Genomic DNA, 15,054 nt, shown 5'->3' with positions numbered 1-15,054 from the left:
CCGTGCCAGACGCCTCCGCAGTCCTCACTAAGCCGAATCCCTCGGCGACCGCACCTGTGACGCAGCGCGATTTCCGCATCGCGAAGCTCATCGCCATCGTCGCGGGCGTGCTCGGCGCGCTGTTCGCGCTGGCGACCCCGTTCCTTCCGGTGCAGCAGACGCAGGCGGAGGTGAGCTGGCCGCAGGGCGGTTCGCTCGATCCGGTGCAGGCGGCCCTGGTGTCGCAGGTACCGGTCGACGTGAACGTCAGCATTCCGTGTTCCGCGGTCCAGCAATTGGATCCGCGCGGCGGCATCCTGCTGGCAACCGCGCCGCCGCAGGGCAAGGGCGCAGACCTGGAGGCCATGTTCGTCCGCGTGTCCGGCGACAGCGTCGACGTGCTGGACCGGAACGCCGTGGTGGCCACCGCGACCCGGGCCGAGATGAACGAGTGCTCGCGCCTGGTCATCGCTTCCGACGACAAGCAGACCACCGCCGTCTTCGAGGGCGTCACCCGCACCGTCGAGAAGCCGACCGCCGACGGCGGCCGCGAGCTGGTCACCGCGCCGGTCGAGGGCAAGCTGCTCGGCGATCTGCGCCCGCAGGTGGTCGGCGTCTTCACCGATATGAAAGGCGCGGTCCCCGACGGCCTTTCGTTCCACATGACGGTGGACTCGCGCTTCTCCTCCTCGCCGACCGTCATCAAGCTGGTGGCGATCATCGCGGCGGTGCTGCTCACCCTGCTGGCCATGGGCGCGCTGGCGGTGCTGGACACCAGTGACGGCCGCGGGCACCGGCGCATCCTGCCCGCCCACTGGCTGAAGCCGACCTGGGCGGACGGCGGCATCATCGGCACCCTGCTGCTGTGGCACTTCGTGGGCGCCAACACCTCCGACGACGGCTACATCCTGACCATGGTGCGCGCGGCGCCGCACGCCGGATACATGGCCAACTACTTCCGCTGGTTCGGCGTGCCGGAAGCGCCCTTCGGCTGGTACTACAACGTCATCCAGGCCTTCGCGCAGATCTCCACCGCCAGCCCGTGGGTGCGAATTCCCGCGCTGCTCTGCGGCATCCTGTGCTGGCTGGTGATCAGCCGCGAGGTGGTGCCGCGGCTGGGCAACGCGGTCGCCAAGTCGAAGGTCGCGCTGTGGACCGGCGGCCTGGTGTTCCTGGCCTTCTGGCTGCCCTACGACAACGGCCTGCGATCGGAGCCCATCGTGGCCCTGGGCGCGCTGCTGACCTGGGTGTCCATCGAACGGGCCATCGCCACATCGCGATTGCTGCCCGCCGCCGTGGCGGTACTCGTGGCGGCGTTCACGCTGGCGGCCGCGCCGACCGGTCTGATGTGTGTGGCGGCGCTGCTCGCGGGCATCCGGCCGCTGGTGCGGATCGTGGTGCGGCGGCGCAAGCAGTTCGGTGACGTGGCCCTGCTGGCGCCCATCGCGGCGGCCGGATTCCTGGTCCTGGTGGCGGTTTTCGCCGATCAGACCTTCGCCGGAATCATGGAGGCCAACCGGGTGCGGCAGGTGACCGGGCCGAATCTGGCCTGGTACGAGGACTACCTGCGCTACTACTACCTGTTCGTCGAGACCGTGGACGGTTCGCTGGCCCGCCGGTTCGCGTTCCTGCTCATGATCCTGTGCCTGATCACCACCATGCTGGTGCTGCTGCGCCGGCGGCAGGTGCCGGGCATCGCGAGCGCGCCGACCTGGCGGCTCATGGGCGTGGTCTTCGGAACCATCTTCTTCATGATGTTCAACCCGACCAAGTGGACCCACCACTTCGGTTCGTACGCGGGCATCGCGGGCTCGCTGGCGGCGGTGACCGCGGTCGCGGTGTCCGCCACCGCGCTTCGCTCCCGCAAGAACCGCTCGGTGTTCCTGGCCGGGCTGCTGTTCACCCTCGCCGTCGCCTTCTCCGGCATCAACGGCTACTGGTACGTCTCCAGCTACGGCGTGCCGTGGTTCGACAAGCGGGTGTCGCTGCACGGGTTCCAGTCCAACACCTTCATGCTCATGCTCTTCGGGCTGGCGCTGGCCGTGGTGGCCTGGCAGTCGCTGCGCGAGGGCTACGCCAAGCCCCTGGAGAACGGGAAGACCCGGCGCGGCAGGCGGATCCGCAAGTTCGCGGCCGTACCGCTCACCGTGGTGGCCGCGCTCATGGTGGCGTTCGAGGTGCTCTCGCTGGTCAAGGGCGCCGCCACGCAGTACCCCGCGTACTCGCTGGCCCGCTCCAATTTCGATGCCCTGGCCGGGAAGTCCTGCGGCCTCGCCAATGACGTGCTGGTGGAGCCGAAGGTCAACGAGGGCAACCTGCCCCCGATCATCGATCCGGCCCATCCCCCGCTCAACGGCGATCCGCTGGCCGGGGAGAACCCGGTCGGCTTCTCCCCCAACGGCGTCGCCGACAAGCTGGACGCCGACAGCGTCGAGGTGAAGCCGGGCACCGGCAATACCTCCACCCAGACCGTCGGCCCGGCCTTCGAGAAGGGCCAGAACGCGGGCACCGGCGGCGGCAAGGGCGCCGAGGGCGTGAACGGCTCCACCGTGGCGCTGCCGTTCGGCCTGGACCCGGCCACCACCCCGGTCATGGGCAGCTACCAGGACGGCGTGCAGCAGCCCGCCGAGCTCACCTCCAGCTGGTACCAGCTGCCCGCGCGCAGCGACGACTCACCGCTGATCGTCATCTCGGCGGCGGGCCGCGTCATGTCCTTCGACGACACCGGGAACATGACCTACGGCCAGGACATCTTCCTGAAGTACGGCCACCGCAACCCGGACGGCAGCGTCACCGAGCTGGGCCAGTACCGCCCGCTCGATATCGGCCCGGCCCCGTCCTGGCGCAACCTGCGCATCCCGCGCTCGGCGCTGCCCGACGACGCCGACGCCGTGCGCATCTACGCCCGCGACCCGATCCTGATCGGCGACCAGTGGCTGGCCTTCACCCCGCCGCGGGTGCCGAAGCTGGTGTCGCTCAACAGCTATCTGGGCGGCGAGCAGCCGATCCTGCTGGACTGGGCGGTGGGCCTGCAGTTCCCGTGCCAGCACCCGTTCGATCACCGCGACGGCGTGGTGGATTCGGCCCCGCGCTTCCGCATCCTGCCGGACCGGCCGCTGGCCATCAGCTCCACGAACACCTGGCAGGCCGAGGAATTCGGCGGTCCGCTGGGCTGGGCGGAAATGCTGGGGTCCTCCAAGACGGTCCCGACCTATCTGAAGGACAACTACGCCCGCGACTGGGGTTCGCTCGAGCAGTACAACCCGTACTACGCGAACTCGTCCGACCCGACGAAGTTCCCCAAGCCCGCGCAGATCGACACCCACGTGGTGGATCGCTCCGGGCTCTGGTCACCGGGCAAGATGCGGGTTTTCTGACCCTGGACATGCTGTAACCGGTGGCCGCCCGCGACATTGCGGGCGGCCACTGTCGTTGTAGGACTTACCGATTCGAGATGGTGAGCGGCTAATGCTTGGCGTCTACGTGGGCAACCCATTCGTAGACGGGCAGGTTCCCCTCCGAGGTCTCCTGCCACCGTGACGTCACTTTGAAGCGCTCGTACCCACCCCCGTACGCGACTCGCAGTTCGATACCCGGCGGAGTGATCCGGACGATCCGCGTTTCGAGGCCATCCGGCCCGCCTTCGAGTAGCGCCATCGGTGAGGTACTCATAGCTGAAGGCTCTCACATCTGCGCGGGCCACCCGATAGATTCAGCGCAATCGGCGAGCCGCCTGAACAAGCCGAGCGGGTGGTTTCAGGCCGGGCCCATCAACGGCTCACGCGAGGCCCAGCATGGCCATCAGGCTGCTCAACAGGCCGCCGACGATCGGGATCGAGGAGACGCTGCCGCCGCCGCCCATGCCGCCCGCCGGGACCGCGGTGACGCTGATGCCGATGCTCGCGGCATTGCCGCTGGTGCTGCTCCCGTCGTCGCTCGCGACGATCTTGGCATTGCCGGCGACGGTCGGCGACCACGAGATCGTCGCGACGCCCGAGTTCACCGGGGAGGTGCCCAGTAGGGTGAGGCTGCCGGAGGAGTCCCCGACCCAGAAGCTCACGACGGTGCCCGCGGCGGCGCCGTAGTCGGACGCCGTCAGGGTGTAGGTCGAACCGATATGCGCCAGCGCGGTCCCGGCCGAGATGCCGGTGACCTGCGCGGACGCGGACGGTGCGGCGGACATGACCGCCAGGGCGGTGGCGGCGGTCGCCACGCCGCCGAGGATCGATCGCCGAATTCGACGGGTAGCCATACTGCTTCGCTCCCAAGGCTCGCATTTCAGAATTGAAATGCGAGTTTTTCACAACTAGAGCGGCAGCAGGTGGTGTTTTCGGGGATTGCGCGGAATGTTCTTGTCGCGCAGCACGTGCAGCGCGCGGCGGATTTCCAGTCGCGTGGTGGCGGGCTCGATGACCGCGTCGATATAACCGCGCTCGGCCGCCACCCACGGCGTCGCGATGGTGGCGTTGTAGAAGTCGATCATCTGCTGGCGCATGGCCGCGCGCTGCTCCTCGGGGGCCGCCTCCAGCGATTTCGCCCCGATGAGCGAGACCGCGCTCTCCGCACCCATGACCGCGATGCGCGCGGTCGGCCAGGCCAGATTGATATCCGCGCCCAGCTGTTTGGAGCCCATGACCGCGTACCCGCCGCCGTAGGACTTGCGGATCACCACCGTCACCTTGGGGACCGTCGCCTCCACGAAGGAGAAGATGAACCGGCCGCCGCGCTTGATGACGCCGATCTTCTCCTGTTCCACCCCGGGTAGGAAGCCCGGCGTATCCACCACGAAGACCAGCGGAATCTCGAAAGCGTCGCAGAGCCGGACGAAATGGGCCGCCTTGTCCGAGGCCCGGGCATCCAGCGCGCCCGCGTAGACCATCGGCTGATTAGCCACCACGCCGACCGTGCGGCCGTCCACCCGGGCGAAACCGCAGATCACATTGCGGCCCGCGGATTCCCCGAATTCGTGGAACGCGCCGTCGTCGAAGATGCGCAGCAGGATCTCGTGCATGTCGTACCCGGCATTGTCGGCGTCGGGCACGATGGCATTGAGCTCCAGATCCGATTCGGTGAGTTCCGGTTCCAGACCGGGATTCACGATCGGCGGCAGTTCCTGGCAGCTGGACGGCAGGTAGCTCAGATAGTCGCGCACCCACTCGAACGCGGCGGCCTCGGTCTTGGCCACGTGGTGGATATTGCCGTACTGCGCTTGGGAATTCGCGCCGCCGAGTTCCTCGAGGCTGACGTCCTCACCGGTGACCTCGCGAATCACCTTGGGGCCGGTGACGAACATATAGGCCTCTTCGGTGGCCACCACCACGTCGGTATTGATGGGCGCGTACACCGCGCCGCCCGCGCAGCTGCCCAGGATCATGGAGATCTGAGGCACCAAACCGGACAACGGTTCCTGGCGTCGGCCCAGCTCGGCGTACCAGGCCAGCGAGGTCACCGCCTCCTGCACCCGGGCGCCGCCGGAGTCGTTGATGCCGACCACCGGGCAGCCCACCTTGGCCGCGAATTCCATGATGCCCGCCACCTTGCGGCCGAACATCTCGCCGACCGAACCGCCGTACACGGTCTGGTCGTGCGAGAAGACGGCCACCGGGCGGCCGTCCACGAGACCGTGGCCGGTGACCACGCCATCGCCGTAAAGGGCGTTCTTGTCGCCCGGATTGCGCACCAGCGCACCGATTTCCACGAAGGTGCCCGGATCCAGGAGCATATTGATGCGGTCGCGGGCGGAAGGAATGCCCTTCCGGGCCCGCTTGGCGATACCCGCATCGCCCGCCGGTTCCCTCGCTACGTCGAGCTTGTGTCGAAGGTCGGCGAGCTTTTCGGCGGTCGTGCTCACTGGTCTCCTTTCGGCAAAAACCTACTTTCGCAGAACCCGTGACGCGGTGGTGCTATTTCCCTGCTGTGGTGTCGATCTCCGCGAGCTTCTTGGTGAGATCGGCGCCGATGGTCGCGATGCGCGGCTCATCGATGATCTGAAGGTGATCACCCGGAATGTGGATGACCTCCAGATTCGGAATGTGCTCGGACCAGCCGCCATTCGGGCGGCGCTCACCGAAGCGCGGCTCCAGCTCGATGATGCCGTCGTGGTAACGGTCGGCCAGGTAGAGCGTCACGTCACCGTCGTAGTTCGACAGCTCGACCTTCTGCAGTTCCCGGCCCTCGATGAACGAGGTGCGCTGGTGTTCCATCACACCGCCCGGAATGTTCGCACCCGCGAACTTCACGAGCTCCATGATGATCTGGATCTGGTCCTCGTCGGAGGCCGCAGCCAGCTCCTCGAGCTGTTCATCATCGAGTTCGCCGTTGAAGCCGTAGGTCTTCTGGGCGAAGGCCTGGTATCGGCGCATGCGCGCCAGTCGCTCCTCGGGCGTATCGTGCTCCGGCTCAACCGGAATCGCCAGATCGATGAGGCCCACCAGGCGAACGTCCGAACCCTCGGCGCGCATGAGCTGCGCGACCGTCAGTGCGAATACGGCACCCAGCGACCAACCGTACAAAACGTACGGTCCTTCCGGCTGACGCTTGCGAATCTCCGGAATGTACTGGCGCGCACGCTCTTCGATGGTGCCGTCGACCCGCTCGAAACCGTACATCGGGGTTCCGGCCGGAATCCGCTTCAAGAGCGGCTCGTACACCAGGGTGTTGCCGCCCGACGGGTGGAACACGAAGACCGGCACGGCATTCGAACCGGCCTCCTTGGCGCGCAGCGTGCGGACGAAGCCCTCGACATCGTCGCTGTGCTCCTGGTACTCCGCGACCACATCCGAGATCTTCTCGATGGTCTCGCAGGCCCGGATCCGCTCGGGATCGATCTGCGCCTTGGCGCGCTCCGACAGACGGGCGACCAGCTTGTCGAAGGTGACATCGTCGAGCTTGGGCAGCGGGTTGAAGATGCCGCCCGCCGACTTGCCCGTCACCAGCGCCCAGGTCGCGAAGACCAAACGCTCCGGCGCATTGCGCGGGGGAACGTTGTCGGCGTCGGTCTCGGCGATCGGCGCGGCCGACTCGTGCTCGGCCGCAACCTCTTCGATCGCCTCGGCCTCGGCCACCACATCGGTGGTCTCGGTCTTGGGCAGCAGGGCCGCCGGATCCTTGCCCTCGGCCATGGCGGTGCGGGCCGCGGTGATGAAGTCCGCGTCGACCGCGATGTCCTCACCCGCGGCCTGGCGCGCGGCGATGTCCTCGAGCTGATCGCGGTGCTCGATGGCGTAGCGCAGCACCTTGCCGACCTCGAACAGGCTGGCGTCGCGCACCGCCTGGATCTGCAGCTGCGGGATGTCGAATTCGTATTCGACGCGGTTCTTGATCCGCATGGCCATCAGCGAGTCCAGACCCAGCTCCATGAGCGGGATCTCCATCGGCAGGTCCTCGACCGCGTAGCCCATGGACTCGGCGACGATGATCGCCAGCCGATCCTCGATGGTCTGGGTGCCGTTCGGATCCCAGCGCTCACCGGCGACCGTCTCCACCACCGCCACCTCGGCCGGGGCGGCGGCCGCGACCGGCTGCGCCACCACCGATTCCGGCAGCGGCGCGCCGGAGGTGACGACCGCGTCGAAGAGCGGCCGGAAGACGTTGCCGTCCTTGGCGTGGACCGACACCGACGCGCCGCCCGGGTGCGGGGTGAGCGTGGTGGTCAGGGTGCCGGAGGCCGGAATGGCCTCGTGCGCGACCGACGCGCCGACGGTGACCTCCGAGAGCACCTGCGCGGCAGCGGCATTCACCAGTGCGGCGAGGTCGGTGACGGCGGAGGCCTGCACCTCCCACACGTGCCGGCCGTCGGGCAGCGCGACGTGCGCGCCGGGGACGCGGCCGTTGCCGGACCCGCCGCCGAAACCACCGGAAACCCTGGGCCAGTACTGCTTCCGCACGAACGCGGTGCGCGGCGCGTCACCGTACGCACCGGCGGGCAGCAGCGAGGGCAGGTCCACCTTGTGGCCGTGCACGTACAGCTGAGCCAGCGCGGAGATGACGGCCGCGGCCTCGTCCTCCTTGCGCTTGAGGGTCGGGATGAGCGCCGCGTTGTGCACGCCCGCCGCGAAGGTGGTGCCCATGACCTGCATGAGCGCAACGGAATTCGGCGCCAGCTCCAGGTAGGTGGTGATACCGGTGTCGACGGCCTTGCGGATGGCGTTGGTGAAGTACACCGAGCCGCGCATGTTCATGACCCAGTAGTCGACGTCGTGCACGGGCGCGTGGCCCGCCTTGTAGACGCCGTCCCGGTGCACCGTCGAGTACAGGTCGCGCTTGAGCTTGGTGGGCTCGATGCCCGCCAGCTCGGCGGCCAGCTCGCCCAGCAGCATGTCCATCTGCGAGGTGTGGCCGGCGCCGCGGGTCTGCAGCACGCGCGCGAACTTGCCCTCGGCCTCGGCGCGCGCCACGATCGCGTGCACCTGATCGGGCATGCCGCCGATGACCGTGTTGTTCGGCGCGGCGTACACCGCGACCTCGATATCGGGGAACTCGGTCTCGACGAGCTTGGCGACCTCGTCGGCCGAGTACTCCAGCAGCGCCATATTGCGCACCTGGTCGTCGGTGAGCATGGCCTCGCCCTCGGCCATCAGCCGCGAGCGGGCGCAGATCACGCGCACCGCGTCCTCGAGCGGCAGACCGCCGGAGATGTACGCGCCCGCGACCTCGCCCTGGGAGTGGCCGACCACGCCCTCCGGCTCCGCGCCGTGCGCGCGCAAGACAGAGGCCAGACCCACCTGGATGGTGAAGGTGCCGACCTGGCCGGTGCCGATGTCCCAGTCCATGGAGTCGTCGAGGATCATCTCCTTGACCGAGTAGCCGGCCTCGTCGACGACCAGCTCGTCGACCTGGTCGACGGCCTTGCGGAAGATCGAGTTCTCCAGGTAGAGCTGCTTGCCCATCTTCCGGTGCTGCGCACCGAAACCGGCCATCACCCACAGCGCGCCCAGCGGGGCCGGGGAGTCGGCGGTGTAGACGCCGTTGCCGGGCTTGCCCTCGGCGATGGCCCGCAGGCCCGCGATGGCTTCCTCGTGCGTCTTGGCGACCACCACACCGCGCGAGCGGCCGTGGTTGCGCTTGGCCAGCGTGCGGGCCACATCCTCGAGCGGAGTCGCCTGTCCCGCTTCGGATTCCAGCCAGTCGGCCAGATCCTTGGCGGCGCGCTTGCGGCGCGAGGGCAGGTAGCCCGAGACCGGGATGATCATCGGCAGCGGCTCGGTGCGGTTGCCCCACTCCGGTTCCGGCACAGCGGCTTCGGTGATGGCCTCGGCCTCGGCGATCACATCGGTGGTCTCGTCGTCGAGGTCGGTGGTCTCCGGCAGCTCGGGGGTGGCCGGGGTGGGCACGTATTCCTGGACGACCACGTGCGCGTTGGTGCCGCCGAAGCCGAAGCCGGAGATGCCGATGACGGCCTTGCCGCTGTAGCGCGGGAATTCGGTCGGCTGGTCGGTGACCTTCAGGTGCGCCTGGTCGAACGGGATGAACGGGCTCGGACCGGCGTAGTTGAGGTGCGGCGGAATGACGTTGTGCTGCAACGCCATGACCACCTTGGCGAGCGCCGCGGCGCCGGCCGCGGCCTCCAGGTGGCCGAAGTTGGTCTTGGCCGAACCCAGCAGGGCGGGCTTGTCGGCGTCGCGGCCGCGGCCGATGACGCGGCCCAGCGCGTCCGCCTCGATCGGGTCGCCGATGGGGGTGCCGGTGCCGTGCGCCTCGATGTAATCGACCTGGGACGGCGGGATTCCGGCATCCCGGTAGGCCTGGCGCAGCACGGCGGCCTGGGCGTCCGGGTTCGGGGCCAGCAGGCCGTTGGAACGGCCGTCGCTGTTGACCGCGGAGCCCTTGATCACCGCATAGATGGTGTCGCCGTCGCGCTCGGCGTCGGCGAGGCGCTTGAGCACCACCAGCGCCGCACCCTCGGAGCGGACCATGCCGTCGGCATCCGACGAGAAGGCCTTGATGTGACCGTCTTTGGACACACCGCCGTTGGCGTCGAAGGCGATCGTCGCGGCGGGCGACAGCAGCACGTTGGTGCCACCGGCCAAGGCCAGATCGGCCTCTCCGTTGCGCAGCGCCCGCACCGCCTGATGCACCGCCACCAGCGAGGACGAGCACGCGGTGTCGATGGCCACCGACGGGCCACGGAAGTCGTAGAAGTAGGAAACGCGGTTGGGGATGATCGCGGAGACGCTGCCCATGACGCCGTAGCCATCGGCCGACAGCGGGGTGTTCGCGTCGCCGTTGCCGACCGCCATGCCCGCGATGATCATGAATTCGGTGCTGGTCGAACCGATGAACACGCCGACCTGCTCACCCTTGAGGGTGTTGGCGGGAATCCGGGCGTGCTCCAAGGCTTCCCAGGTCAGCTCGAGCGCCCACCGCTGCTGCGGGTCCATGCGCTCGACCTCGACCGGCGAGTGCGCGAAGAACTCGGCGTCGAAGCTCTTGAGGACGTCCTGATCCAGGTAACCGCCCTTGATATTGGTCTTGGCGAGCTGCTCCACCAGGCGCGGATCATCCATGAACTCCGACCAGCGACCCTCGGGTAGGTCGCGGATCGCGTCGCCGCGATTGATCAGGAATTCCCAGGTGGATTCGGGCGTATCGCCCGCACCCGGCAGCCGGGTGGACAGGCCGACGATGGCGATGTCGTGCGCCTCGCCGGGCTGGAAACCCTGGGTGTAGAACGAGTCGTCGGCCGCCTCGGCCGGAAGTTCGGGCTCCCCGTTGATGATTCGCTCCGACAGCGACGCGATGGTCGGGTGCTGGAACACGATGGTCGCGTTCAGCACCACCCCGGTCAGCTCCTCGATATCGCCGCCGAGGGCGAGGGCGTCGCGCGAGGCCAGGCCGAATTCCTCCATCGGCCGGTCCACGGTGATGTTCTCGAGCGGCTGGCCGGTCGCGCCGGAAACCCAGCGCCGCAGCCACTCCTGCATCTCCGCCACCGACATATCGGTGTTCGCGGGCTTGTCGGTCGTCTGGGTCGGGTCGATGCCCTCGTTCTCAGCCATCAGTTCCTCAAGCTACCTGTCTGCGTACGGTGCGCGGCGTGAATCCGGGTGGTGATCCATGCATGAATGGCGCGAGCCGAACCGGCTCGCGCCATCCATCTGTGAGACGGTCGTCTCACTCCTCGTCTGGTGCATCGGGGAAGGCCTGCTGCGTGTAACCACCACGCAGTGTCCCTCCGATGTATTCAGCCTTGCAGGCACGACGCGCGATCTTGCCGCTCGAGGTGCGCGGGATCGACCCGGCCGGAACGAGGAGGATGTCACGCGCGGTGACACCGTGCCGGGAGGAGATGGCCGCGCGGACCGCGTCCGCGATGGGGCCCGGATCGGCCTTGCCCGCGCCCGGACCACGCTCGGCCACGATAACGAGCTGTTCGCTGGCATCGTCGGGGTCGAAGCTCAGGCCCGAATGGCTGTCCTGGGCAAAGACTTCGGCGGGCAGCTGGTTGGCCGGCACCGCGAAGGCGGCGACGTAACCGGCGCGCAGCATGGTCGAGGCTTCCTCGGCGGAGTGCTCGAGATCCTGCGGGTAGTGGTTGCGGCCGTCCACGATCACCAGGTCCTTGACGCGGCCGGTGATGTAGAGCTCGCCGTCCACGTACACGCCGTAGTCGCCGGTGCGCAGCCAGATGCCGTCGTCCGGAACGCCTTCGGCGTGGCTGCCCTCGGGCAGGCGGCGGGCCAGCTTGTTGCGGAAGGTGTTCTGGGTTTCCTCGGCGCGACCCCAGTAGCCGATGCCGATGTTGTTGCCGTGCAGCCAGATCTCGCCGACCTCGCCGTCGGCCACCTCGCGGGCGCCCTCGGGGGAGTCGATGGACTCGCCGTCCACGATGGTCGCCCACTGCGACAGCGCCACATAACCGCAGGAGACCTGTGCGATGGCGTTCTCGGCGCCCGGCTCGACCTTCACCACGCGACCGGCATTGAGCTCGTCGCGGTCGACGTAGATGACCTTGGCCTCGTCCTCGTGCCGGGTCGCCGACACGAACAGGGTGGCCTCGGCCATGCCGTAGCACGGCTTGATGGCGGTCTTGGGCAGGCCGTACGGAGCGAAGGCCTCGTTGAACTTCCGCATCGACTTGGTGGTCACCGGCTCGGAGCCGTTGATCAGGCCGAGGACATTCGACAGGTCCAGCGACTCGCCGGCCTTGGGCAGACCGCGCACGGCGGCGTGCTCGAACGCGAAGTTCGGTGCGGCCGCGAAGGTTCCGGCGCCGTCGGAGACGGCGGCCAGCTCGTTGATCCAGCGCGCGGGGCGACGCACGAACGAGGCCGGCGACATGATGGTGATGTACTTGCCGCCCACGGCGGGCAGGATCACCGTCAGCAGACCCATGTCGTGGTACAGCGGCAGCCAGGTGACGCCGCGCGAATTCTCGTTCAGGTCAAGCGCGTTCACCATCTGCAGCACATTGGTGCCGACACCGCGGTGGGTGATCTCCACACCGGCGGGCACGCGGGTGGAGCCGGAGGTGTACTGCAGGTAGGCGATGTCGTCGACCCGGATGTCGGGGCGCACCCAGGACTCGCCGACGCTGTCGGGGATGGCGTCGACGGCGATGATGCGCGGGCGCTGGGCCGCGGGCAGCGACCGGAAGAACTGGCGGACACCGGCGGCGGAGGAGCTCGCCGTCAGGATCGCGGAGGGCGTGCAGTCGCCGAGCACGGCGTGCAGGCGATCGGTGTGGCCCGGCTCGTCCGGATCGAACAGCGGCACGGAGATGGTGCCCGCGTAGATGGCGGCGAAGAAGGAGATGACGTAATCCAGCCCCTGCGGAGCCAGGATCGCGACCCGATCGCCCCGCTTGGTCACCTGCTGCAGTCGGGCGGCCACCGCGCGCAGCCGCGTGCCGAACTGACTCCAAGTGAGGTCCTGGTACTCACCGTCGCGCTCGCGTGAGTAGTCGATGTAGCGGTAGGCCAAGTCATTGGCGTCATTACCGTGGGTGTGCTTCTCGACGTAGTCGACGAGGGTGCGTCCCTCGGGAATCGTGATGTTCCCCGTTTCGTCGAGGTAATCGTCGAAAGTCTCGTCCATTCCTTCTTCTCCTCCGAGGCACACGCGGCATGAGACGGCATGCATTGCCGCTGTTACCTGTGAGGCCCCGACTCTCTTCGCCCGCGGGAGCTCCATGCGAGAGCCAACCTGCAGAATTGTGTTGCGGTCTGCGCGGTGACCGTCTATTGGCTAGATGTTCTCAAACCAGGGACATGTTACAGAGGGGCTGCGCGGCCATGCTTCGGAGCGGCCGAACATCTCCCAGCTCACACCTCTGGGCTACTGCTTCACCGGCGCGAATGCCTCCAAATAGGTGGGGAGCGCCCCACATAGGACACAACAAGGACAAGGATGTGAGTTGCCGCACGTGCCGGGTCCCGGCTGTGTCGCAACCCGGAGCACTTTACCGGGTGACCCCGAAACTGGGGGGTCGGTCGGTGGGGCTCACACCCCGGGCGGAGTACCCATGAACCATGGTGCGCCGCGACACTTGAAGATCTCTGAGCAAAGACTTACGAATGTGCCGGGTGGGGAGCGTTTTCCACCAGACCCGAGGCCCAGTTCACGGTCCACTGGGTGGCGGTGGTGCCGTTGTCGTCCACCTGGTAGCCGTTGTAGAGGCTGTGCACCGGATTGCCCGCGGCGCGCACCAGGATGTTGACGCTGCCGAGAATATTGGCGGGGCTCAGCGCCTGGCGCGGCGAATCGCAGATCAAATCGCCTGCGGCACAGATGGTGAAGGTGCGGTCCGCGAGTTTGCCGAAGCCGCCGCGCGGTCCGGTCATGGTGATGCCGGGGACGTTCAGGCCCTTGAGCGCCACCTCCGCGCCCACGCCCGGCGGGGTCGGTCCGATCTCGGTGGCCTCGCCCGGAGCGCCGACATCGCGGCGGCCGTCGGCGATGGTGGTCACGCCCAGCACCAGATCTTCCGGTATCGGCCCCTTGCCCGCGCCGATCTGTGCGGCGAGATCGCCGACGATCACCGCGCCCTGGGAGAAGCCCGCCAATACATATGTGGTGAGCGGACATTTCTTGTAGGTCTCGGCCAGATGGTCGGCCGACTTCTTGGCGCCCTCGGAACGGCTGTTGTTGTAAGAGGATTGGCCGTCCGGCGGAATGGCGACCGGATTGGAGAACTGCGCCACGTACGGCGTGGTGTAGACCTCGAGCCGCTCGTTGGGGAACTTGGCCCGAATCGGGTTGGAGATGTTCAACATCAGCGACGCCGGGTTCGCGCTCGGGTTGTAGGGGTCGTCATTGCTGTTCGACTCCCACGTGCCCGGCACGGACAGCAGCAGCACGTCCGGGCAGTCGGCCGGCTGCGAGGTCGGACGGTGCGGGCCCGGCGGCTTGGGGCCGGGCAGGCGCAGCCGGCCCGCCAGCAGGTACCACAGCAGCAGCGCCACCACGACCACGATCACGATCGCGGCGATGACGAGCAGCAGGCAACCCGCCGGGCGCGGCCGGCGTCGTCCGTTTCGGCGTCGGGTCGTCACTTGTTGCAGTAGCTCTTCGAGGCGACGTCGTAGTAGATCTTGCCCGCCTGCTCGACCGACATCTTGGACGGATCGAAGGACGGATCGGAACCGGCGATGGCGGTCACGTAGGTGATGATCTGATCCTGCGGGGCGTTCTCGGCCTTGCCCTGGCAGACCAGATTGGCCGCGGTGATCGCGATATCCGAGGAGCCCGGGGTGATGCCGGCCTTCTTCAGCTCGTCGATGAAGCCCTTCTCCTTGTCCGACAGGGCGGGCGACCCGTTCGGGGTGGTGAGGAACTGGCTCGGCACCGGCTGCGGGCGCTCGGGCGAGGTGGTGGCGGTCGCGGAATCCGGCGCGGGCTGCGGGCTCTGCTGATCCGTGGACGGCGCGCCGGCGGCGGGCGTCGTGGTCGCGGCGGCCGGGGCCTTCGTGGTGGTCAGCGTGGGCGTGCTCTTGGCGGTGGAGTCATTGCTACCGCACGCGGCGAGCAGTCCGGCGGCGGCGCATGCGGCCACCACGCCGAATACCTTTCCACGGGTTCCGTGCATCTATTCGCTTCCTATATCTGTCCAAGGGCAAAAGGTCGCCCCCAGGCTAG

8 protein-coding genes are annotated in these 15,054 nt (G+C 67.9%); 1 reads left to right on the top strand and 7 read right to left on the bottom strand.

Annotated elements, in window-relative coordinates; all coding sequences use genetic code 11:
- The first annotated feature begins 2 nt into the window (after window positions 1-2).
- Window positions 3-3,356 (top strand): arabinosyltransferase domain-containing protein, encoded by a 3,354-nt coding sequence (locus ON43_RS00670; RefSeq protein WP_040802365.1) that lies wholly within the window; start codon window positions 3-5, stop codon window positions 3,354-3,356.
- A gap of 88 nt (window positions 3,357-3,444) precedes the next feature.
- On the opposite strand, the gene ON43_RS00665 is transcribed toward ON43_RS00670, so the two are convergent.
- The 7 genes from ON43_RS00665 to ON43_RS00635 all read right to left on the bottom strand — a co-directional run bounded on the left by ON43_RS00665 (window position 3,445) and on the right by ON43_RS00635 (window position 15,004).
- Window positions 3,445-3,651, bottom strand: coding sequence for a DUF5988 family protein (locus ON43_RS00665; protein ID WP_051177705.1), 207 nt, complete (start codon window positions 3,649-3,651; stop codon window positions 3,445-3,447).
- Window positions 3,652-3,757: 106 nt separating this feature from the next.
- The gene (locus ON43_RS00660; RefSeq protein WP_157513859.1) at window positions 3,758-4,231 is read right to left on the bottom strand and encodes a hypothetical protein; all 474 of its coding nucleotides are present in this window, start codon (window positions 4,229-4,231) and stop codon (window positions 3,758-3,760) included.
- 54 nt (window positions 4,232-4,285) lie between these two features.
- Window positions 4,286-5,830 carry an acyl-CoA carboxylase subunit beta gene (locus ON43_RS00655; protein ID WP_040802363.1) on the bottom strand — a complete coding sequence of 515 codons (1,545 nt, stop codon included), beginning with the start codon at window positions 5,828-5,830 and terminating at the stop codon, window positions 4,286-4,288.
- Between the two features lie 52 nt (window positions 5,831-5,882).
- Window positions 5,883-10,976 (bottom strand): polyketide synthase Pks13, encoded by a 5,094-nt coding sequence (gene pks13 / locus ON43_RS00650; protein ID WP_051177703.1) that lies wholly within the window; start codon window positions 10,974-10,976, stop codon window positions 5,883-5,885.
- 115 nt (window positions 10,977-11,091) lie between these two features.
- Window positions 11,092-13,014: a long-chain-fatty-acid--AMP ligase FadD32 gene (fadD32, locus tag ON43_RS00645; protein WP_040802362.1), complete on the bottom strand. Its 1,923-nt coding sequence runs from the start codon at window positions 13,012-13,014 to the stop codon at window positions 11,092-11,094.
- Window positions 13,015-13,487: 473 nt separating this feature from the next.
- Window positions 13,488-14,471 carry a cutinase family protein gene (locus ON43_RS00640; RefSeq protein WP_040802361.1) on the bottom strand — a complete coding sequence of 328 codons (984 nt, stop codon included), beginning with the start codon at window positions 14,469-14,471 and terminating at the stop codon, window positions 13,488-13,490.
- Complete coding sequence (locus tag ON43_RS00635; RefSeq protein WP_040802360.1) at window positions 14,468-15,004, bottom strand: DUF732 domain-containing protein; 537 nt, start codon at window positions 15,002-15,004, stop codon at window positions 14,468-14,470. Before ON43_RS00635 ends, ON43_RS00640 begins: the two co-directional genes overlap by 4 nt.
- Window positions 15,005-15,054 lie beyond the last annotated feature (50 nt).

Origin of the sequence: Nocardia concava NBRC 100430 (assembly GCF_000308815.1) — a bacterium.
GTDB lineage: Bacteria > Actinomycetota > Actinomycetes > Mycobacteriales > Mycobacteriaceae > Nocardia > Nocardia concava.
The sequence above is the reverse complement of the archived record's forward strand: the minus strand, read 5'-3'. Positions and strand labels throughout refer to the sequence as shown.

Excerpts from the sequence above, each read along its gene's own strand:
- fadD32 (WP_040802362.1), bottom strand. The coding sequence starts at position 13,014 with ATGGACGAGACTTTCGACGATTACCTCGACGAAACGGGGAACATCACG.
- ON43_RS00660 (WP_157513859.1), bottom strand. The coding sequence starts at position 4,231 with ATGGCTACCCGTCGAATTCGGCGATCGATCCTCGGCGGCGTGGCGACC.
- ON43_RS00635 (WP_040802360.1), bottom strand. The coding sequence starts at position 15,004 with ATGCACGGAACCCGTGGAAAGGTATTCGGCGTGGTGGCCGCATGCGCC.
- pks13 (WP_051177703.1), bottom strand. The coding sequence starts at position 10,976 with ATGGCTGAGAACGAGGGCATCGACCCGACCCAGACGACCGACAAGCCC.
- ON43_RS00665 (WP_051177705.1), bottom strand. The coding sequence starts at position 3,651 with ATGAGTACCTCACCGATGGCGCTACTCGAAGGCGGGCCGGATGGCCTC.